The organism is Lysobacter sp. H23M47, from assembly GCF_015209765.1.
In the GTDB taxonomy this organism is placed as follows: Bacteria; Pseudomonadota; Gammaproteobacteria; order Xanthomonadales; family Xanthomonadaceae; genus Novilysobacter; species Novilysobacter avium.
In genome coordinates this window covers 1,853,251-1,874,088 of the sequence record NZ_CP063658.1, presented here as the reverse complement: position 1 = coordinate 1,874,088, position 20,838 = coordinate 1,853,251, and the positions used below count along the sequence as shown (strand labels likewise).

Here is a 20,838-nt window from a genome sequence, read left to right as displayed (position 1 = left end):
GCGCACCGGGAAGCAACGCAAGGGGGTTGTCCGCATGAGGGTGGGGATCGTCGGCTGCGGCAAGATTGCCGACGGCCACGCAGAACAGCTGCAGACCGTCGCCCGGGCGCAGTTGGTCGCGGCGTGCGACCGCGAGCCGCTGATGGTGGAGCAGTTCGCACAGCGCTGGCCGGGCGTTGCGCGTCATACCGACTTCGCCGCGATGGTCCGCGAGGAACGGCTGGACGTGGTCCACCTGGCCACGCCGCCGGACTCCCACGTCGCGCTGGCCTGTGCCGCCCTGGAGATGGGCTGCCACGTCTTCGTGGAAAAGCCCTTCGCACCGGATGCCAAGGGTGCCGCCCGGATTCTTGAGGCAGCGCGCGTCACCGGCAAGCGGGTCAGCGTCAACTACCTGTACAACTTCGAGTCGCCCGCGCTGGGTCTTCGTGACCTGCTCGACGCGGGGACGCTCGGCAGCATCGTCCACCTGGAGACCGCGCTCGGCTACAACCTCGCCGGTGACTACGGCATGGCGGTGATGTCGGATCCGATGCACTGGGTCCATCGGCTGCCCGGCAAACTTTTCCACAATGTGCTCGACCATGTGCTGGCCAAGCTGGTGGCCCACTTCGATGACGATTTCACGGTGCAGGCGATCGGTCTGCGACGACGACCGGCGAGCGGCAACGAGGCCATCGACGCGATGCCCGACGAGTTGCGCTTCATGCTGCGCGGCGGCAACGGCGTGACCGCGTGCGGCATGGTCAGCTCGCATGCGCGCCCCGTCGCCCACACGCTCAAGGTGTATGGCAGCCGCGACACCGTGGAGCTGGACTACGCGTGCCGGACCCTGGTGCGCGCGGCCCGCCAGAGCCAGCCCAGCGCGCTTGGCCGCTTGTTTCCGCCGTGGGTGCAGGCGTCGCGCTTTGGCAGCAACGCGCTGCGCAACGTGGCCGCGTTCAGGCGTTACGAGTCCCACTACTTCCAGTGCATGCGGGTGTTGCTTGAGCAGTTCTACGCGGCCATCGAAGACAACGCCGCGGATCCGGTACCGCACGAGGAGATCCTGCGGGTGGCCAGGATGATCGATGCCATCGTCGTGGCGCTGGAGGTGGGCGCATGAGGGTGCTGCTGACCGGAGCGGGGGGCTTTCTAGGCCGACACCTGGCGCGGAGCCTGCTTGCGGAGGATGTCGCGGTTCTCAAGCTCCACTTCCGCCACTCCGCGCCGGAGGAGTTTGTCGCGGGGTTGCGGCAATCGCATCCCGACGCGTGCATCGAAGTGGTGCTGGGCAACCTGCTGTATGCCCCCGACGCCGCCGGACTTGTTGCGGACGTGGATTGCGTGGTGCATGCGGCGGCGGGGATGCGCGGCAGCCCGGCCGACATGTTTGCCAATACCGTGGTCGGGACGCGCAACCTCCTGGACGCGGCGGGTGCGGCCGGAGTGGGGCGGATCGTCCTGGTCAGCTCCTTCTCGGTCTATCGCACCGAGCCGCTGCCCGATAATGCGCTGCACGACGAGTCGGTGGACGTCGAAGCGGTGGGGATCGACAAAGGCCCCTACGCGTATGCGAAGACGCGCCAGGAGCACCTGCTGGAGGAGTACCGCGAACGTTTTGGCTTCCAGACCGTGGTCGTGCGACCCGGGGTCATCTACGGGCCCGGTGGCGGCGCGCTGTCATCGCGCGTCGGCATCCGTGCGCTGGGACTGTTCTTCAACCTGGGGCGCAAGGCGACCCTGCCACTGACCTACGTGGAGAACTGTGCCGACGCGATCGCGCGGGCGGCCGTGTCCGGTGTCGATGGCCGCGCCTACAACGTCGTCGATGACGAGCTGCCCAGCTGCAGTGCCTACCTGCGCGCGTATCAGGACACGGTGGAGCGGATGCGGGTATTGCCGGTTCCTTACTGGCTGTTCCTGCTCGGCTCCAGGCTGCTGGTGCGCTACAACAAGGCATCCATGGGGCAGTTGCCGGCGGTGTTCACGCCCTACGTGGTCCGCTCGATGTACCGCGACTTCCGCTATCCCAACGCCGCGCTCAAGCGTCTGGGCTGGCAGCCGCGCGTCACCACCGATGAAGGCCTGCAGCGCACTTTCGGCTATTTCGCGCAGCGCATGGACTAGGCGCCGGCCGCGGCGTAGAAGCGGTCGTGGCTGCGACGCATCGCCTCGATCGAGGCGTTGGCGCGGACCCACTCCCTTGCCGCACTGCCGATGCGTGCGCGCAACGCAGCATCCTTGAGCAATGCTTCCAGCGCGTTGCGGGTCGCCTCGCGGTCATCGGGCGGCACCAGCACGCCGGTACATCCGTCGGTGACGATTTCCGGGTTGCCGCCGACCGCGGTTGCCACGATCGGCAGCCCGGCGGCGCAGGCTTCCAGCAGGGCAATCGACAGGCCCTCGGTCAGCGATGGAAGCGCGAATACATCCAGCGCAGGCAGCAAGCGGGCGACATCATCGCGGGCGCCGAGGAAGTGCACCCGCCCGCGGATTGACAGCGAGTCCGCCAGCGCTTCGAGTTCCGCGCGCAAGGGGCCGTCGCCGAGCAACACCAGCTCGACACTCGGGCAGGCTGCGGCCAAAGCCGGCATCAACTCCAGCAGCACGCGCTGGTGCTTGAGCGCGACCAGCCGGCCGACCGAGCCGATCAGCATCGCTTCGGGCGCCAGACCAAGGGTCGCGCGCGCTGCCAGGCGTGCCTCTGCGCCGCCCTCGAACCGCCGGATGGGGATGCCATTGAGGGCGACCTCGGCGCGATCCGCGCCCACCAGGCCGGAGCCCACCAAATGTTCCTGGACCTGGGCTCCCACCATGGCCACCCGCGTGGTCCGCGCCAGCGACAGGCGGTACAGCCAGCGCAGGCGCGTGTTGGACAGTCGCGATCCCATGTTGTGGCAGGTGTTGACCAGTACGCGGCGCCGGCCGGAAGGCCAGGCCAAGGCGAGGGCGGCGTAGTAGTTGGGTACGAAGTTGTGGGCGTGGACGATGCCCGCGTCGCGATCGATCACCGCGCGACGCAGCGTGCGCATCACACCGGTGTCGAAGGAACGCCGCTTGCCGCCGACCACCACCGCCACGCCGGCCGCCTCCAACTCGGCCGCGAAGCTTCCGCTGCCGGTGATGCTGAACACGGCGACCCGATGTCCGCAGCGGGCCTGCTCGATCGCCAGGTCGGTGACGACACGCTCCAGCCCGCCCGTTTCCAGGCAGTCGACGACGTGGACGATGCCGCTCTTCCACGGGCTGGCAACGTCGCGGACGTCTTCTGCGGTCCGGCAGGCATCACTGTTCAATCCGCACTCCACCCGTTGGGGACGCGGTTAGGCCAAAGCCGCCGCGTGCATAAAGAAGCAAACGGCCCGCGGCGGAGTTTCCGGCCTCCTGCTCACGCTACCGCTTGGCCGACGGAGCTGGTGCTATGCGTTTGCCCCAGTAGCCTCCGCCAGATTGCGATGGAACCCTGTGGCGTCCCGACCGATCAACCACCAGTTCAGCGGTATCGCTGCCATCCGCGGCGCCATGATGGTGATGGGTTCGACCTATGTGACCTACGCGCTCGGATTGCTGGCCAGCATCATCGTGGCGCGGTCGCTGGGGCCGGATGATTTCGGGCGCTACTCCTACGTCGTCTGGTTGGCGGGCTTGTTGATCATGGTCGGCAACAACGGCCTGAACGCAACGACCATCCGCTTCATCTCCGAGAGCCTCGGACGGCAGTCGCCCGAATCGGCGCGCGCCGTGCATGGTTGGGCGCGGCGCAGGCAGTACGCTTGCCTGGCGGTGGTGGCGCTTGCGTTCGCGGCGCTGGTCCCTTTTGTCATGCCGGCCGGCTGGGAAGGCCGTGCCCGGGTCTTTGTCGCGCTGACACTGGCGGCCGCGATTCCCAAAGCGCTCTTCATGTTCGATGCCTCCGTCGGCAAGGGCTACGGGCGCTATGGCGTGGAGGCCGCCACGGCCGTGGTGATGAGCGCGGCCAACATCATCGCCGTGCTGGTGCTGATGCGCATCGGGGCCGGGCTGGTTGCCTACATGGCCTTGTTCGCCGCGACCAGCACGGGCTATGCGGTGTCGTCGCGGCTGCTGCTGCGCGCCGGTGGTCTCTCTCCCTCGCGTGAGCGCCTGGATCCCACCATCCTCGTCCGCCTGCGGCCTCACCTGTTCTGGACGGTGATCCTCACCGTTGCCTACGCGTTCAACAACAAGTCGATCGAGACATGGCTGCTCAATGACCTGGTGGGCGCCGCCGCCGTCGGCTACTTCGCCATTGCCGGGGCACTGACCAAGGGCGGCATCGAGATGCTGTCGGCAGGGCTGTCGACCGTATTGATGCCGATGATGGCGCACGCGTTTGGCGAGGGGCGCGACCAGCGAGCCGGCGGGATCATGGCCAGCGCAATGCGCTATTACTCGTTCATCGGCCTGCTGCTCGGCGGCATCGGTGTGCTGGTCGCGGCCCCGGCAATCCACCTGCTCTATGGCGATGACTTTGCGCCGGTGATCCTGCCGTTCCAGATCATGATCGCGATTTCCGGGCTGACGCTGGCGGACTCGGCTCTGAACGCCCTGCTTTCCACCACCGACAACCAGCGCGTGCGGGTGATCTTCATCGTCATATCGCTGGCCATCACCGCTGCGCTGGCGTTTGCGTTGGTCCCCCGATACGGATTGATGGGGGCCGTGGCGGCGCACACCGGATCGCGCCTGATCGTCTTCATCGCGATTGCCAGCGGCATCTCGCGAATGATGGGGATGCGATTGCCGCTGCGTGAACTGGGCCGGCTGGTGGCCGCCGCCTTCGTCGCGAGCGCCGTCGCTGCCGTGCTGATGGCCACCGTGCCGGGGCAGTCGACCGGTTGGGTCGCAGCGGTCGTCTACGCGCTGGTGTTTGCCGGATCCAGCCTGGCTTTCGGTGCATGGCGTGCAACCGATGCGAGGCAGCTGCTCACGTTCCTTGCGCAGTACCCGCGCGTGCACGAGCGCTGGGCCGGGCCCATCCAGCGCTGGGCGAAACGACGCCCGGATGGGGATTAGGGAAGTGCGCGCATGAGCATCATCTTCTGGGGCTGCGCGGCGCTGGTCGCGTTTACCTATGCAGGCTATCCGGTGTGGGTGCGGGGTTGGGCGGCGCTCCGACCGCAACCGGTCGCACGCGCCGATGTCACCCCGACCGTCACGGCAATCCTCTGTGTGCATGACGGCGAAGCGCAGGTCGGCGCAAAGTTGAACAACCTGCTGGCGCTGGCCTACCCGGAGGCGCTGCTGGATGTCGTGGTGGTGTGCGACGGCTGTAGCGACCGGTCTGCGGAGGTGTGCCGTGCTGTCGGCTCCGCGCGGGTGCGGGTGCTGGAGTTCGCCCATCGTCGCGGCAAGGCAGCCTGCCTCAACGACGCGGTATCGGCGGCCACGGGCGACATCCTGCTGATGGTGGACGTGCGCCAGCGCGTGGAAGAAAAATCACTGGGCGCGCTGGTGGCGTGCCTGGCCGACCCGGCGGTCGGCGCCGTGGGCGGCGAGTTGCGTTTCGAGCATCCCGAGACCGGGTTTGCCGCCAGCGTGGACGCCTATTGGCGTTACGAGAAAGCGATCCGGCAGGCGGAGAGCCGGAGCGGGTCGGTCGTTGGCGTCAGCGGAGCGCTGTATGCGATGCGCAGGAAGCTGTTTGTTCCGCTGCCAGCGGGCACGGTGCTGGACGATGTGCTGGTGCCGATGCAGGTGGTCCGCGCGCGCAGGCGCGTGGTGTTCGAGCCGGGTGCGCGGGCGTGGGACCACGCGTCCGCCTCGGCCGGGGACGAGCGTGTGCGCAAGGTGCGCACGCTCGCCGGCAACCTGCAGCTGGTGCAACTCGCACCGTGGCTGGTCAATCCGCTGCACAACCCGATCTGGTTCCGCTTCCTGTGCCACAAGCTGCTGCGACTGGTCGCGCCGTGGGCGATGGTGCTGATGGTGCTGGCCGCGCTGGTCCTGGCCGCAGACCATCGCTTTTACCGGGCCTGCCTGGCCGCCGCGAGTCTGGTCGTGCTGGTGGTCGCGGCGGCGCCGGCCTTGCCACGGCTCGCCGCGTTTTGGCCCGTACGAATGCTGGTCGCGTTCGTGCATATGAACCTGTACTCGGCGCAGGCGACGGTGGCCTTCGTGCGCCGGCGGACGCTGCACCTGTGGTGACCGCCGTCACGCGCGGTTCGCGTTGTCAGTGGTTGTCGAGCGTTGGGGGAGGCGCCGGACGTTGATGCCGTTCGTCTTCATCGTGATCTACCTGGTCCTGGTCCTGGTGCGGCCGCAGGAGTATCCGCAGTGGGCGCAGGCCGGCATTCCGTTTCTGCCGATCGCGTTGATCACAGCGCTGGTGGCGTGGTTGCCGTCCCGGCACAAGCGTTTCGACGAACCCCAATACCTTCTTCTGGCGCTGTTCCTGCTGGTCACCAGCCTGTCGATTGCCGTCAACGGCTGGAGCGGCGGCGCACTGGAGCACTTCAACGTGTTTGCACCGACCCTTGTCGCGTTCGTGCTGCTGGCCAACACCGCGCTGACCCGACAGCGGGTGGTTTTCGTCATCGGCGTGTTCACCGCCTGTGCGGTCCTGCTGGCGATCCACGGGATCAAGCAGTCCGCGACCGGGCTGGGCTGGACCGGCATGCCGCTGATCGACGACGGGCGGATCCAGTACCTGGGCATCTTCAGCGATCCCAATGACCTGGGGATGCTGTTCGTGATCTGCGTGCCAATGGCGCTTTACCTGAGCAGTCGCGGTGGCCTTCTCGGGCTGCGTCGCCTGGTCTGGCTGGCGGCAGCCGGCGTACTGATGTACGGGATCCTGCTGACCAACTCGCGTGGATCCTTGCTGGCCCTGGTGGTGATGAGCGGCGCCTATCTCTGGCAGCGACGCGGCCCGGTTACCGCGGGGGTAATGGCCGTCATATGCCTCACGTTGCTGAAACTCCTGCCGTCGCGCCTGGACCAGCTCGACGTGCAGGAACGTTCCGCCACGGGCCGCGTGGAAGCCTGGTACGAAGGCATGCAGATGTTCATCGCCCACCCGGTGATGGGTGTTGGCACGGACCGGTTCACCGAATTCAACGAGCTCACCGCGCACAACTCCCTGATCCTGGTGCTGGCCGAGAACGGTTTCATCGGCTTCTTCCTGTGGTTTTCCTTCATGGGTTACTGCTTCTGGATGATGGCCCGGCTGCTTCGCCACGCGCCGGAATTGTCCGACGATGACGACGTCATCGAGTGGCGACGCGATCGAGCGATCGCGATGACGCTGCTGGTGTCGCTGGTCGGCTATGCCGCGACCGCGTTCTTCCTCAGCCGCAGCTACGTGATGCTGCCGTACCTGTTGAGTGCAGTGGTGGTGGCGCACTTCACCGCGGTGCGCGAGCGTTTCCCGGACGTGGTGCCGTTCAACCTTGGCCAGGACCTGCTGCGCTGGCTGGTGCTGGCGTGCGCAGCGGTCGTGGCCTTTTACGTGCTGCTGAAAGTGCTGCTGGCGATGTCATGAACGGGGTCGGCCTTTCCTCTGACACGGTATTGTCACCACGGCCGCCGGCGCCCGATGATGTCGAGGGCGGCACGCCGCTGCGCATCGCCCTGGTGACCCCGATACTGCCGGTGCCGTATGACAGGACGCGCGGCCGCTACATCCACGAGACCGCCCGCGCGCTCAGCGGCCTGACGACGGTGCGGGTGTTTCTGCCCCAAGTGCGCTACCTGCGCCTCCCGGGCCTGGCGCCGCGCAGCTTCCTGCACGGTGAGGTCGGCCCCGACTACCGCCTGGACGGCATCGACCTTGAGCCCTACACCTACCCGGGCATCCCCGGCGTATCGCGGGCCACCAACGGCATGGTCGGCGCCCGTGCCCTGACCCCGCGCCTGCGCGCGTTCCGGCCTGACCTGGTCCTTGCGTACTGGATCTATCCCGATGGCTACGCTGCGCTGCGCGCATCGCGGCGGCTGGGAGTTCCGTGCATCGTGGGTGCGCGGGGCTCGGACATCCACGTGCGGTCGGGCATCAACGCCTACCTCACGCGCAAGGTCCTCGCCGGCGCCGATCAGGTCCTGACCGTCAGCGAGGCGATGCGGGCTGCCGCGATCACCACCTTTGGTGCACACCCGGTCAAGGTGCGCAAGATCGTCAACGGCATCGACACCGCCGTCTTCCACCCGCGCGAGCGTGGTGCGATGCGCGCGCAACTGGGAGTCGATCCGGAAGCGCGGCTGGTTGTCTATGTCGGGCGCTTCGTCGAATCCAAGGGCCTGATCGAGCTGCTGCAGGCATTCGCCGCCATCGCCTCGCGCGATCCGCGCGCGCGCCTGGCCCTGGTCGGCGATGGCGTGATGCGCGGCCAGCTCCCGGCGCTGCTGCGCGCCCATGGCATCGAGTCACGCGTGCACCTTCCCGGCGGGATGGAGCCGACCGGCGTCGCGGAGTGGATTGGCGCGTCCGATGTGCTGACCTTGCCCAGCTGGTCGGAGGGCTATCCCAACGTGGTGGTCGAGGCGATCGCGTGCGGCTGCCCCGTCGTGGTCAGTGACGTGGGCGGGGCAGGCGAGATCGTGCGCAAAGACAACGGGTTGCTCGTGCCGCCGCGCGACCCCGCTGCCCTTGAGCGCGCCCTGGCGCAAGCGCTGGTTGCCGACTGGGACCGCACCGCAATGGCCGCCTCGATGCGTCGCGGCTGGCACGACGTGGCCGTCGACACCCTTGACGCATGCAGGCAGGTGTTGGCCAACGCCAGACCGGCTGGTCGCTAGCCAGGGCGCTCCACCTCCCGTATGCGCGGGAGCTCCCGTCCGCTTGTCGCCGGTGTTGCCGTTGTAAGGGGTATCTGATGCTGCGGCGCGATGAAGCGATGGAATTCAAGAAGACGATCAAGCCTTTCATTCTCGGCAATTACCTGTTCACCGAGGACGCCGGGGCATTGGCCGATGACGCGTCGCTGATCCGCGGCGGCATCGTTGATTCCACGGGGATACTGGAGCTTGTCGAGTTCCTGGAAACCACTTACGGCATACGCGTTGAAGCCGCAGAGATGATCCCGGGCAATTTCGACTCGATCGACATGATCAGTGCGTTCCTGGCGCGAAAAATGGCAGCGTGCGTGGCATGACGAAATCCCTGGCCTCACGGCTCCTCGCCACTGCACGACGCCACCCGCGCATGGTCGCGGTCGTCGATGGCGATCGCCGGATCGACTACACCGGACTGGCAGCCAGGGTGAAGGGATTTGCCGGTTTCCTGCACGCGCAGGGTCTCGGCGCCGGCGAGCGCATCGCCATCGCCCTTCCCAACAGTCTTGAAGCCGTGGTGGCCTGCTACGGCAGTTGGCTGGCCGGGTGCGTGGCAGTGCCGCTGAATGCGCAGGCCCGGGGGCGGGAGCTGGGCGCCTGGCTGGAGCACGCGGGGGCGAAGCTGCTGGTCCATGAGGTCGGCAACGCAGAGGTGGAGGCGGGTCTCGCCCAGGCGCGCGTCGCGCCGCACCGGGTGGTCGTCGGCGACGGCGCGGGCGACGGCGGGCTACCCCCCGGAGGCACCCATTGGCAGGATGCGATCGGGTCCGCGCCGGTCGCGTCTGTGGCGCACATCTTCCAGCCCGTGGCGACCATCCTTTACACCTCCGGCACTACCGGTGCGCCCAAGGGCGTCACCCTGACCCACGCCAACGTGGTGGCCAATACCGACGCCATCATCGAATACCTGGAGCTGACGCAAGCGGACAGCGCACTGTCGGCGCTGCCGTTCTACTACTCCTACGGCGCCTCGGTCCTGCACACGCATCTGGCCGTTGGTGGCCGTCTGGTGCTGCAGCCCAACCTCGTGTTTCCGGATGTGGTGGTAGACGTCATGGCTCGTGAGCGGGTCACCGGCTTCCCCGGAGTGGCATCGATGTTTTCCCTGCTGCTGGACCGGGTGTCGCTGGCCGACCACGACCTGTCGGCGATGCGTTACATGACCCAGGCCGGTGGCGCGATGGCGCCCGGCCTCATCAAGCGATTGCGCAATGCCATTCCCCACGCGCGTCTGTTCGTCATGTACGGGCAGACCGAAGCGACCGCGCGCCTGGCGTGGCTGCCGCCGGAGCGCCTGGATGACAAGTCCGGCTCGGCGGGGAAGGCGATCCGCGGGGTAAGCATCGAGGTGCGCGACGACGCAGGTAGCCCCCTCGCCGCAGGGTCGCCGGGTGAGGTATGGGTGCATGGTCCCAATGTCATGGCCGGGTATTGGAACGACCCGATGGCCACCGCACTGGTCATGCGCGATGGCTGGCTCCGCACCGGCGATATGGGCCATCTCGATGGCGAGGGTTATCTCTACCTGGACGGGCGGCGCAGCGACATGATCAAGACTGGCGCCCATCGCGTGCACCCCCTGGACGTGGAAGAGGTGCTGTTTGAGTTGCCAGGGGTGCTCGATGCCGCCGTCGTGGGCGTGGATGAGCCGACCCTGGGGCAGGTGGTGAAGGTATTCATCGTGGCCGCCGGCAACCCGCCGCTGGACGCGGACCTCGTGCGGGCCCATTGCCGCAGTCGCCTGGCGACCTACAAGGTTCCCCGCCATGTGGAGTTCCTGGCGAGCTTGCCACGCACGGCGTCAGGCAAGGTCCGCCGCGTCCTGCTGACCGAGCCGGACGCGGCGCGGGAGTGGCAATGAAAGCCCTGGATTTCGATGTGCTCGAACTCGACCTGGAGCGCGAGGCGGACCGCATCGCAAAGCACGTGCGTGACGCGACGGCGCGCGTGCTGCACAAGCGCGGACTGGTGGTGGCGATCTCCGGCGGTATTGATTCCTCGTGCTGCGCCGCGTTCGCGGTCCGTGCGCTGGGACCGGACCGGGTCTTCGCCCTGATCCTGCCGGAACGCGACTCCAACGATGACAGCGCACTTCGGGCCGGGATACTCGCCACGCACCTGGGCATCCGCAGCCTCACAATCGATATCGCGCCGGCGCTGGAGGCGATCGGGTGTTATTCCGAGCGCGACGCCGCGGTCCGCCGTGCGCTGCCCGCGTTCACCGACGACTGGCGCTTCAAGATCGTGATCGACGGCGGCACGGAAGGGCGCGTCAATGTTTTCAAGCTGGTCGCCGAGTCACCGGAGGGGGAGGTGCACGAACGCACGCTCGGCCTGTCCGAGTACCTGCAGATCGTTGCCGCAACCAACTTCAAGCAGCGGATCCGCAAGACCCTGGAGTACTACCACGCCGACCGGCTCAACTACGCCGTGGTCGGCACGCCCAACCGTCTGGAGTACGACCAGGGTTTCTTCGTCAAGAACGGCGACGGCTCGGCGGACATCAAGCCCATCGCGCACCTGTACAAGTCCCAGGTCTACGCAATGGCACGGCACCTGGGCCTGCCCGAGCGGGTTTGCAACGTGGTGCCCACGACCGACACCTACAGCCTCGCCCAGGGCCAGGACGAGTTCTACTTTGCCTTGCCTTACCGGCAGATGGATCTTGCGTTATGGGCTCGGGACCACGGCTGTCCGGCCACCCGGCTGGCCGAGGCGCTGGGTATCGATCGCGAGCGCGCGGAGGCGATCTACGCCGACATCGACAACAAGCGCCGCACGACGCGTTACCTGCACGAGCCGCCGATCCTGGTGGCCAACGCGTGGCAAGTGCCCGCGGTGAGGGAAGACAGGGTTGCGGAGCAAGGACATGCCCATTGAATGTCCAGCGAGCCCGCCGACTCGCCTGACCATCGATCTGCATGGATAAGCCGAATGACCCGGGCATGCAGATGTTGACCGCCAGCCGGGCCTTGCCCGTCGCGATGCCGTGCACCAAACCCGAGTCGGCGATACGCGCAGAGGTGGTGGCGGTCGACGCCTACCCCGGTCTCGCAGTGGACTGGATCCGCCTGGAGTCCCGATCGGACGCTTCGCCGTTCACGTCATGGTCGTGGGTATCGACCTGGCTGGCGTTGCTGCCCGCCAATTGCCGCCCGCTGGTATTCCGCGCATGCGACGAGTCCGGTGTGTTTGCCCTGAGCCTGCTGTTGAAGGCGCCCGAGCGGGGGGTTGGCAGGCTGTTTGGCAGCCACTCGTTGCTGCTGCAGGAAACCGGCGAGCCCGCCGTTGACCAGGTCACCCTCGAGTACGCCGGCCTGCTGGTGCGCACGGGCGCGGAAACCGCCGGCTACAAGGCAATGTTTGACGCGATCCGGCGACTGGGCGCGGGCTGGCGGCGGCTGCGGATCAGCGCCACCGCCCACGCCGATGCGATCGCATCGGCATTGCCCCCCTCCCTTGACGCGGCAAGTGTGGACGCGCGCCCGTCCTATTTCGTCGACCTGGCGGCGCTGCGGGCGGCCGGCCGCAGCTATCACGACGGCCTGGGCGCCAACATCCGCGGGTCGCTCAACCAGGCCCGGCGCGGGTACGGCGCCCATGGCGAGTTGCGGGCGGAGGTCGCCGGCGACGCCTCCACGGCGCTGGCGTGGCTGGAGGAAATGGCTGCGCTGCACACCCGCTACTGGAACAGCAAGGGCAAGCCGGGGTCATTCTCGAGCCCGTTCTTCTGCCGGTTCCACCGGTCATTGGTGGGCGCCGGCACGGCCACGGGTTTCACCCGGATGACGCGGGTCAGCGCCGGTCCGCTCACGGTCGGCTACGTCTATAACCTGGCATGGCGCGACCGCATCTATTACTACAACAGCGGGCTGAACTACGGCGCGCTGCCCAGGCACGACCGCCCCGGTCTTGCCGCGTTGCACACCACGATCGAGCAGGCGCTGATGGAGGGATGGAGCCAGTTCGACTTTCTGGCGGGTGCCCAGGAGTACAAGCGGCGCCTGTCCAACGACGCCCGCCGGCTGCACTGGATCGACATACGCAGGCGTGGTGCGCGGATGTCGGGCGAACGACTGTTGGCAAGGATGCTGGGCAAAAACACGTTCGGCGTACCGCTGGCGAGTGCGCTCGCCGCCGATGCCGTGCAGGCACACAAATGAACCCGGCGACCCCCGCCGAACTGCACATTGTCCAGAAGGAGATGACCATGCCCGACGGTGACATCCGCCCGCGCGTGCGCAACGTGCTCTATCACCACCGCACCCAGGGCAAGGCGGTGGAGGGCGTGCACATCCGCGGCATCACCGATGCGCTGCGCGCCGAAGGCGTGGATGTCGACATCATTTCCCTGCCCGGCGCGGATCCATACTCGTCACCCAAGGCCATGTCGCCGACCCGCCAGGTGAAGCCGTGGATGGGCGCGGTCACCCGCCTGCCCGAGCCCTTGTTCGAGGTGGTGGAGCTCGCCTACAACCTTGTGGCGGGCTGGCGCCTGCGGGCGTGGCTGCGGCGCAACCCGGGCGTGGACTTCATCTACGAGCGCTATTCGCTTTTCATGTTCGAGTCGATCCGGATCGCCCGCAAACGTGGCATCCCGATCATCCTGGAGGTCAATGATTCGGCGACCGTGGAGCGGGTCCGGCCGCTGTTCTTCCAGAAGCTGGCGATGGCGATCGAAGGCTGGGTGCTGCGCAACGCGTCGGGACTGGTGTTCGTGTCGGGCGTGTTCCGCGACCGCGCGCAGGCGGCGCACGGGGCGATCGCCCCGGCCATCGTGACCCCGAACGCGGCCAACATCGACAAGTTCACCTTTACTCCTGCCCAGCGCGATGAGGTGCGTGCGCGACTCGGGCTGGACGGGCACGTGGTGTGTGGGTACCTGGGCGCGTTCGTGCCATGGCACGCCATCGACGCGTTCGTGCATCGCATCGCCGACCGGCTCGCCGAGGCGCCGCACCTGAAGCTGTTGCTGGTCGGCGACGGCGCCACCTATCCCGCGCTGAAGGAATTCGTCGATGCCCACGCGCTCGCTTCGCAGGTGGTGCTGACCGGCCGGGTGCCGCACGACGAGGTCCCCGGACTGCTCGCAGCGATGGACATGGCGATCCTGCCCAGCGCCGGCGATTACACCTCGCCGGTCAAGCTGTTCGAGTTCATGGCGTGCGGCATCCCGCCGGTGGCTCCGGACTTCGAGCCGATACGTGAGGTGCTGGTCGAGGACCAGACCGGGTGGATGTTCGAGGCAGGCGATCTCGACGCCGCCGTCGAGCGCGTCGTTGTCCACAGCAACGATGTCGACGGATTGGCGCGCGTGGGCGCGAATGCCCGCGCCTACGTCGCGGCCAACCGGCAGTGGCAACACAACATCTCCGATCTGCTGGATTTCCACACGGCCCTGGCAGGAAAGGCGCTGGCGTCATGACGGTGGCCGGTGCGAAATACAATCCGGCGGACCAGTGGCCACGCGACAGCGAAGGCGAGTTGCTGCTGGCCGGCGAGCAGCCGCTGTCGCGGGTGGTCAGCGCCGTCGGCGGCACGCCGTGTTACCTCTATGACCGCGCTGCATTGCGCGAGCGGGCATCCGCCCTGCGCGCGCGGCTGCCGGCACGGGTCCACCTGCACTACGCGATGAAGGCCAATCCGATGCCGGCACTGGTCTGCCATATGGCGGGCCTGGTCGATGGCATCGACGTGGCATCCGCCGGCGAGTTGCGGGTCGCGCTGGATTCGGGAATGAGCGCGCAGCACATCAGCTTTGCCGGGCCCGGCAAGTCCGAAGGCGAACTCGGGCAGGCCAGCGCGGCAGGCATCCTGGTCAATATCGAGTCATTCCGTGAGGTCGCGATCCTGGCCCGCGCCAGCGAGAACCACGGGCGACCGGCGCGGGTTGCGGTGCGGGTCAACCTGCCGTTCGAGTTGAAGGCCTCCGGAATGAAAATGAGCGGCGGGGCGCGCCCGTTCGGCGTCGATGCGGAGCGGGTGCCCGAGTTGCTCGGCGAGATCACCGCCGCCGGCCTGGCCTTCGAGGGCTTCCACATGTTCGCGGGCTCGCAGAACCTGCGCCAGGCCGCCATCGTCGAGGCACAGACCCGCAGCTACGAGCTGAGCCTGGAGTGGCAGGATCTGCTGCCGGCCCCGGTGCGGAGCCTGAACCTGGGCGGCGGCTTCGGCATTCCCTACACGGCCGGCGAGTCGCCGCTGGAGCTGGCTCCGGTGATAGACAACCTCGCAGCCCTGGCCGAGCGCGCGCACACCGACATGCCGGGCGCGCATCTGGTCATCGAGCTGGGTCGGTACCTGGTGGGAGAGGCGGGGCTCTACGTGACCCGCGTGCTTGACCGCAAGCTTTCCCGCGGCCAGGTGTTCCTCGTCGTCGACGGCGGCATGCACCACCATCTCGCGGCATCGGGCAATTTCGGCCAGGTACTGCGCAGGAATTACCCGGTCGCGATCAATGCCCGCACCGGCGCGCGCGAGGTCGCCAGCGTGGTGGGACCGCTGTGCACGCCACTGGACCTGCTGGCCGACCGGATGGACCTTGCGGCTGCGCAGGTGGGCGATCTGGTGGTGGTGTTCCAGTCCGGAGCGTATGGGCGCAGCGCAAGTCCGCGCGGGTTCCTTGGCCATCCCGACGTGGTGGAAGCGCTGGTCTGACGGGTCGGCAGAGAAAGGGCAGGCGACGGGCACCGCAGCACCGCGCAGGCGACGGCTCGCGCGCTACGTGGGTTGCACCGACGACGGGTAGCGGGCCGCCGGGGCCGCCGGAGCCGCTGCGCCCGCGGCTGGGGACCTGGCGGCGGATCGCGCAGGCACCAGATGCTCACGTCCCGCCGGCGGCGTCAGCATGCCGATCCGCCGCGCCGGATTGCCGGCGACCACGGTGTACGGATGGATCACGCCGGACACCACGGAGTGCGCCGAGACGATGCTGCCTTCCCCGATCTCGGTGCCTGGCATTACCAGCACGCCGGTGCCGATCCAGACGTTGTCGTGGATCACCACCGGTTTGACGTCGGCAAGTCCGGGGGCAGCGCCCGCCTGGCGCTGGCCCGGATCGACCGGGTGACCGCCGGAGTCGCGGAAGGTGACGCCGCCGGCCACCTGCACATGCGAGCCCAGGCGGATCTCCCGTCCGACCACGAAGCGGACGTCGTGCGACAGGTCCGTGTGGTCGCCAATAACCAGCCGCGGCCGAGCCACGAAGCTGGCGGCAAAGTGGATGCCCAACTTGCCGCTGACGTGGACGTGGTCGCCCACCAGCAGCTCGCCGCTGCCATGCACCCACGGCACGAATATCCCCGTGGTTACGCCCTTGCCGAACCGCGTGCAATAGGCCTTGAACAGCGGCTCGGCGACCAGTACCCGGCGCAGGAAAAACACGCTCCCGCGCAGCGCCAGGAACAGCCAGAGGTACGGCAGCAGCACGACGCGTGGGGCGGGCAGGGTGAAACCGCGACCGCGTTGGCGCAGCCCGCGGAGCATTGCTGCCGCAGGGTGTTCGGACTTGCGGGCCCAGTGGCGAAGCGAGGCAAGCGATTTCATCGTGTTCAATCCTGCTGCTGCTTTGTTTTGGGACAGCGGCCGCGTCTACTACCGGTTGCGATAGATCACCCGCAGGTACCAGATGTTCTGTTTGGCTTCCGCGGTCGCGACCTCACTGCTGCGCTCATAACGGTAGTAGGTCAGCGCGGTGCTCCAGTGCCGCGACCACCGCTTGTCCAGCCCCAGGCTCAGGTGGCGGGTGTCGTCGGTGCGGGCGATCTGCCGGTACTGCACCCGTTCGAAATTGAGGTAGGAGGAAAAGGTCAGCAACGGGCGCAGCCGATAGTCGAAGCCGACGGTCACACCGCGGTTCTTTTCGTCGTCGTTGAGCGGGTCGGGATAGTCGATCGTCTGCACGTAGGGCTCGACCATGAATGTCGCCCGGTCGCCGTGGTAGTCATAGGCCAGGGACACGCGTTGTTCCTCATACACGGCTGCGGTGATCGTCTGGCCGTCGATCAGGACGCGCTCCGGGATCGAGGTCGCGCCAACGTCACTTATGGCCGCGTAGGCGGCGTCGGCAAACTGGTTGGCGGCAAACAGGGTCAAACGGCTGCGCTGGCTCGGACGCCACGCCAGTCGCCCGCGCAGCAGCGGGTTTGAGCGATCGCCGGTTTCCTTGTAATCCAGATGCGAGTAGCCGAGATCGACGCCGAGGTCGAAGTTCGGGAAGGTCCGGTCGTAGCGGACGTACAGGTCGTTGCGCTTGTAATCCAGCGAGGTCAGGTCGTCGTCGAAGTCGACGTCCTGGGTCTGCACGTTGAACGAAAAGGCGCTGGAAGGGCCTAGATCCTTGATGGCACGCAGTGCCACCCCCCAGCGCTGGGAGTTGAACTGCGGGGTGACCTCGGCGTAGGTGTCGATGTAGCGCGCTTCCAGCTGCCCGCGCAGGGTCGGGCCGACGTTGAAGAACAGGTTGGGACCCAATGACAGGATGTTGATCTGCTGCCGGTTGTCGGGTGAGTCAGGCGAGAACCGATCGATCGCCTCGGTTTGCAGGCGGTCGTCCACGGTGAAGCTGAGCCGGTCCGGGAGCATCACCCAATTCAGCCGTCCATCAAGTACGCCCTCGACCGTGTTGTCGTAGATGCTGTCCTGGAACACGCGGTAATCCACGCGGCCGTTGACGCTGGCCTGGATCGTCGAGGTTGTTTCCGTGGCGCGGAAGCCGATGCCCGTGCGCCAGATCAACTGGTCGATCGGGTCCACCGGATCCAGTCGCACGTTGTCGTCGTGTTCAACGCCCGCGTCGATGGCGTAATCGACCCGGGCCGCATCGGTGTTGCCGGACATCGCTGCCAGCAGGGCCGTCGTGATCGCGGGAATACGCATCCTGCTGCGGACGCTGTTGCCTCGTGGCAGCGGAACCGTCGGCCCGGAGTCGTCAGGGCAGGTCATTGAAGACAACCCCGGCGAGCTTCTCGGGCTCGAAGTTCGCGGCCGCCTCGTCGATGTTCTTCATCGTTACCTTGCCGTATCCGGCAACCAGCACGACCAGGTCGGCAAGCTCGGAGAGGATGCGTGCGTCGGGAGAGTTCAACACCGACGGACCGTCCAGGATGAGGTAGCGATCCGGATTGCTCCCGCGCAGCGAGTCGATCATGGTCCGGGCGCGGGGGGAGGTGAAGTACTCGCCGGAGATCTCATGCCGACCGCCGTTGGGGATCAGGTGCACGCGCGGGATGCCTGTCGGGTATTGGATCTGCTGCAGCCCGCTACTGCTGTCACGCAGGTAGTCCATCAGCCCGCCGTTGACGGGATCAACGCCCATGGCCGTGTGCTGGCTGGGATGGAGGGCGTCGCAATCCACCAGCAGTGCCGTCTTGATCTCGTCGAACGCGAAGGCGAGTGCAAGGTTGCGCGCGACGAAACTGCCGCCACTGCCGTGCCCGACCGGTACCACCAGGGTCACGAAGTTCTGCTTGCCGCCCAGCGTGAGCAAGCGGGTCCGCAGATCCCGGAAGGCATCCGCCTGGACGCGCGCGGAGTCCTGGCGGTGGATGAGCCTGCGGTCTTCCAGCGACCTGGGGGTCAACGGCGCGAGCTCCCGGGGGTGGCGGAGCGAACGCGCGCGGTCGTCATCCCCCCGCGGGGCTGAAGCAAGCTCCTGGGGACGTTTCACGGGCGGTTCCGGAGTGTCGATAAGGTTCATCACGGTCTCATGCGTGGGTCATCTTCAGCGCGTAGGTGGCGACGTAGGCGAGTACCACGACCAGGATCATGGTCACGCTGCCCAGCTTCCCGTAGAGGTCATGGCGACGCTCCCGGGGTGTCGCGTACGCGGGGATGGCGGTCAAGAGTGGATAGCGGCCCTGCGCCTCGATCAGTCGCGCGGAACGTATCCGCGGGTCAAAGCGCGCCAGCAGGAAGACCAGCGCCATCGGCAGCACGATCGCCAGCAGCAGCCCACCTGCGGCGATGTGCATCAGGCGCATGCCGGAGGGCCGAAGCGGCATGATCGCCGGGTCCTGGATCTTCAGGGTCAGGCCGCGGTTGGCCTCGTCCAGGCCCATCGAGACGCGTGCGTTTTCGCGGCGTCGCAGCAGGTCCTGGTAGATCTCCCGGTTCACCTCGTAGTCGCGGGTAAGCTCCGCTAGTGCGCCCTCGGAGGCGGCGATGCGCCGGCTGCGGTCCAGCTCTTCGGCCAGCATCGATTGCGCTGCGCCCAGGCGGGAGCCGGCCGCCGCGCCCTCACGTCGGGCCAGCGCCAGCTGGCTGCGAAGCTCGCGGTAGAGCGGGTTGGACTGGGCCTCGGCGGACTCGATACCCGGCAGCGGCGGGTCAACCCGTGTTTGCGCGCGCGCCAGGTTCTGCTGGATGTCCTGCATCTGCAGCGTCACCCGGACCACGTCGGGATGCTGCTCGGTGAAGCTCAGCATCAGCCGGTCGCGCTCGGCCTGCAGCTCCATGTACTGGCTGCTCAAGAGGTTCTGGCGTGTCTGCGTGCGCGACACCGCCGACTCGCCCGACAGTTGTGAGCTGAGCGACGCACCCAGCGACTGCTGCTCCTGCATGGTCATGCGGGTCTGTTCGACCTGGTTGCGCAGCGACACGATCCGGGCATTGACGTCGGTCGCGCTGCCAGGTTGCGCGTCGACGTTCTCGGATCGGTATTGCTGCAGGTTGTTCTCTGCGCTGGTGAGTTTGGCGTGGTAGGCCTGGACCTGGCTGTCGATGAACTCGTAGGCATCGCGGCTCTCGCGCGCCTTTGTCGCCAGCGCCTCGGAAATGAGCATCGATCCAAACGCCTCGGTGACATCGAATGCCCGCTGCGGGTCGCGATCCTGGTAGGTGATCTGCACCAGGTCCGGACGCGGGCTGTCGATCAGGGTGCGCTTGCGGATGTCCTCCATCAGGCGCTCCTGTTCGACCGGGTCCGGGTGCGCCTGTTTCCAGTGGCCGACATCGAGTATCTGTTCCAGGATCTTGCGGCTGAAGAGGATCTGGCGCGCCATGCCGGCGCGGTCGGCCACGCCGGTGGATACGGCCCGTCCCTCCAGCAACGGCTCGATGATGTCGCTTTCCTTGGCCAGGATGGTCACCGAGGCGGAGTAGTTCCGGGGAATCACGAACACCCCGACCAGCAGGGTCAGCAGGGCAACGGCTGCGAAGATGGAGACCAGGGGCACGAGGCGCCTGCGCGCCTCCTTGAGCAGGATCGGTATCAGCTCCTGCGGGGTGAGGTCGCGGGGCTTGCCAGGGACCGACGGGCCGCCGGGGCCGGGGAGTGCGCGCGTGGTCATCAGAAGGTCCGTTCCGGAACAGTGATGATGTCGCCGGGGGCCACCCGGTAGTTGGTCGTCAAATCGCCATGGTTGAGGATGCGGTCCAGGTTCACCGCGTGCGCCGAGCTGGAATCGTCACCGTTCCTGCGGTACAGGTCGGCGCGGTCTGCGGCCGCAAACTCGGTGGTTCCGCCTGCGGCCAGCACGGCGTCCAACACCGTCATGCCCTGACGGTAGGGAATCGAGACCGGCTGGCGGACCGCGCCTGTAACCCGCACCCGCGAAAGATATTCGTGGCTGCGCAACTCGGTCAGGATCACCGCGACCTGCGGCGTGCGTACGAAGTCGGCGAGCTTCTGCTGGATGTCCGCCGCCACCGCCGCCGACGTGCGACCACCGGCGACGACGTCCCCCACCAGCGGCACCGAGATCTTGCCGTCCGGTCGCACGGGCGCGGTAACGCCGAGCTCCGGGTTGCGCCACACCGTGACCTGGACCATGTCGTCCACCCCGATCAGGTAGTCGTCGACGGCGGCCTGGGTGCGCTCCGGCGGCGGAGTGAGGCTGCCGCTGCCGGAGGCGCAGGCGGATATGACGGCCACCAGCAGCAGTACCGCAACGTGCCGAACGATTTTCATGTGAGTTTCCATAAAGTCCCCGTTATCCAGCAACAACGCCAATCACGCGCCGGGCAGGTCATCACGGCGCGGCGGCCACCGATCGGGGAGTCATGGCAGGAGAAACGGCACGTGCGTAGCCGCTATTTGCACGAAGCTGCGTTGATCCGGATACCTGT

The 20,838-nt window shown here is 67.3% G+C and carries 18 protein-coding genes; 12 read left to right on the top strand and 6 right to left on the bottom strand.

Going from position 1 to position 20,838, the window contains the following annotated elements; translation table 11 throughout:
* Positions 1 to 34 precede the first annotated feature (34 nt).
* Entirely contained in the window at positions 35 to 1,105 is a 1,071-nt protein-coding gene (locus INQ43_RS08435; protein ID WP_194036155.1) for a Gfo/Idh/MocA family oxidoreductase, read from the top strand.
* Positions 1,102 to 2,109 (top strand): NAD(P)-dependent oxidoreductase, encoded by a 1,008-nt coding sequence (locus INQ43_RS08430; protein ID WP_194036154.1) that lies wholly within the window; start codon positions 1,102 to 1,104, stop codon positions 2,107 to 2,109. Before INQ43_RS08435 ends, INQ43_RS08430 begins: the two co-directional genes overlap by 4 nt.
* Here INQ43_RS08430 and INQ43_RS08425 read toward each other — a convergent pair.
* On the bottom strand, positions 2,106 to 3,278 hold the full coding sequence (locus tag INQ43_RS08425) for a glycosyltransferase (protein WP_194036153.1): 1,173 nt from the start codon (positions 3,276 to 3,278) through the stop codon (positions 2,106 to 2,108). The two genes, INQ43_RS08430 and INQ43_RS08425, sit on opposite strands and share 4 nt — an antisense overlap.
* A gap of 169 nt (positions 3,279 to 3,447) precedes the next feature.
* Here INQ43_RS08425 and INQ43_RS08420 point away from each other — a divergent pair, with 169 nt between their 5' ends.
* The 10 genes from INQ43_RS08420 (at position 3,448) to INQ43_RS08375 (ending at position 15,429) form a co-directional block, all read left to right on the top strand.
* Positions 3,448 to 5,016 carry a polysaccharide biosynthesis C-terminal domain-containing protein gene (locus tag INQ43_RS08420; RefSeq protein ID WP_194036152.1) on the top strand — a complete coding sequence of 523 codons (1,569 nt, stop codon included), beginning with the start codon at positions 3,448 to 3,450 and terminating at the stop codon, positions 5,014 to 5,016.
* 12 nt (positions 5,017 to 5,028) lie between these two features.
* On the top strand, positions 5,029 to 6,147 hold the full coding sequence (locus tag INQ43_RS08415) for a glycosyltransferase family 2 protein (protein WP_194036151.1): 1,119 nt from the start codon (positions 5,029 to 5,031) through the stop codon (positions 6,145 to 6,147).
* 64 nt (positions 6,148 to 6,211) lie between these two features.
* On the top strand, positions 6,212 to 7,483 hold the full coding sequence (locus INQ43_RS08410) for an O-antigen ligase family protein (protein ID WP_194036150.1): 1,272 nt from the start codon (positions 6,212 to 6,214) through the stop codon (positions 7,481 to 7,483).
* Positions 7,480 to 8,736 carry a glycosyltransferase gene (locus INQ43_RS08405; RefSeq protein ID WP_194036149.1) on the top strand — a complete coding sequence of 419 codons (1,257 nt, stop codon included), beginning with the start codon at positions 7,480 to 7,482 and terminating at the stop codon, positions 8,734 to 8,736. Before INQ43_RS08410 ends, INQ43_RS08405 begins: the two co-directional genes overlap by 4 nt.
* A gap of 77 nt (positions 8,737 to 8,813) precedes the next feature.
* Positions 8,814 to 9,092: an acyl carrier protein gene (locus INQ43_RS08400; RefSeq protein ID WP_228062456.1), complete on the top strand. Its 279-nt coding sequence runs from the start codon at positions 8,814 to 8,816 to the stop codon at positions 9,090 to 9,092.
* The gene (locus INQ43_RS08395; RefSeq protein ID WP_194036148.1) at positions 9,089 to 10,633 is read left to right on the top strand and encodes an AMP-binding protein; all 1,545 of its coding nucleotides are present in this window, start codon (positions 9,089 to 9,091) and stop codon (positions 10,631 to 10,633) included. The genes INQ43_RS08400 and INQ43_RS08395 overlap by 4 nt, the downstream gene beginning before the upstream one ends.
* A complete protein-coding gene (nadE, locus tag INQ43_RS08390; RefSeq protein WP_194036147.1) occupies positions 10,630 to 11,652 on the top strand; it encodes an NAD(+) synthase in 1,023 nt (340 codons plus the stop codon). Before INQ43_RS08395 ends, nadE begins: the two co-directional genes overlap by 4 nt.
* 41 nt (positions 11,653 to 11,693) lie before the next feature.
* Complete coding sequence (locus tag INQ43_RS08385) at positions 11,694 to 12,935, top strand: GNAT family N-acetyltransferase (protein ID WP_194036146.1); 1,242 nt, start codon at positions 11,694 to 11,696, stop codon at positions 12,933 to 12,935.
* Complete coding sequence (locus tag INQ43_RS08380; protein ID WP_228062455.1) at positions 12,932 to 14,197, top strand: glycosyltransferase family 4 protein; 1,266 nt, start codon at positions 12,932 to 12,934, stop codon at positions 14,195 to 14,197. The genes INQ43_RS08385 and INQ43_RS08380 overlap by 4 nt, the downstream gene beginning before the upstream one ends.
* Positions 14,194 to 15,429 (top strand): pyridoxal-dependent decarboxylase, exosortase A system-associated, encoded by a 1,236-nt coding sequence (locus tag INQ43_RS08375; RefSeq protein WP_194036145.1) that lies wholly within the window; start codon positions 14,194 to 14,196, stop codon positions 15,427 to 15,429. The genes INQ43_RS08380 and INQ43_RS08375 overlap by 4 nt, the downstream gene beginning before the upstream one ends.
* Positions 15,430 to 15,492: 63 nt before the next feature.
* Here INQ43_RS08375 and INQ43_RS08370 read toward each other — a convergent pair whose 3' ends face one another.
* The 5 genes from INQ43_RS08370 to INQ43_RS08350 form a co-directional block, all read right to left on the bottom strand.
* A complete protein-coding gene (locus INQ43_RS08370) occupies positions 15,493 to 16,317 on the bottom strand; it encodes an acyltransferase (protein ID WP_194036144.1) in 825 nt (274 codons plus the stop codon).
* A 48-nt stretch (positions 16,318 to 16,365) separates the two neighbouring features.
* On the bottom strand, positions 16,366 to 17,649 hold the full coding sequence (locus INQ43_RS08365; RefSeq protein WP_194033864.1) for an outer membrane beta-barrel protein: 1,284 nt from the start codon (positions 17,647 to 17,649) through the stop codon (positions 16,366 to 16,368).
* A gap of 52 nt (positions 17,650 to 17,701) precedes the next feature.
* Positions 17,702 to 18,352 (bottom strand): CpsD/CapB family tyrosine-protein kinase, encoded by a 651-nt coding sequence (locus INQ43_RS08360; protein WP_194033863.1) that lies wholly within the window; start codon positions 18,350 to 18,352, stop codon positions 17,702 to 17,704.
* 124 nt (positions 18,353 to 18,476) lie between these two features.
* Entirely contained in the window at positions 18,477 to 20,060 is a 1,584-nt protein-coding gene (locus INQ43_RS08355; RefSeq protein ID WP_194033862.1) for an XrtA system polysaccharide chain length determinant, read from the bottom strand.
* Positions 20,060 to 20,680, bottom strand: coding sequence for an XrtA/PEP-CTERM system exopolysaccharide export protein (locus INQ43_RS08350; protein WP_194033861.1), 621 nt, complete (start codon positions 20,678 to 20,680; stop codon positions 20,060 to 20,062). Before INQ43_RS08350 ends, INQ43_RS08355 begins: the two co-directional genes overlap by 1 nt.
* Positions 20,681 to 20,838: the final 158 nt, after the last annotated feature.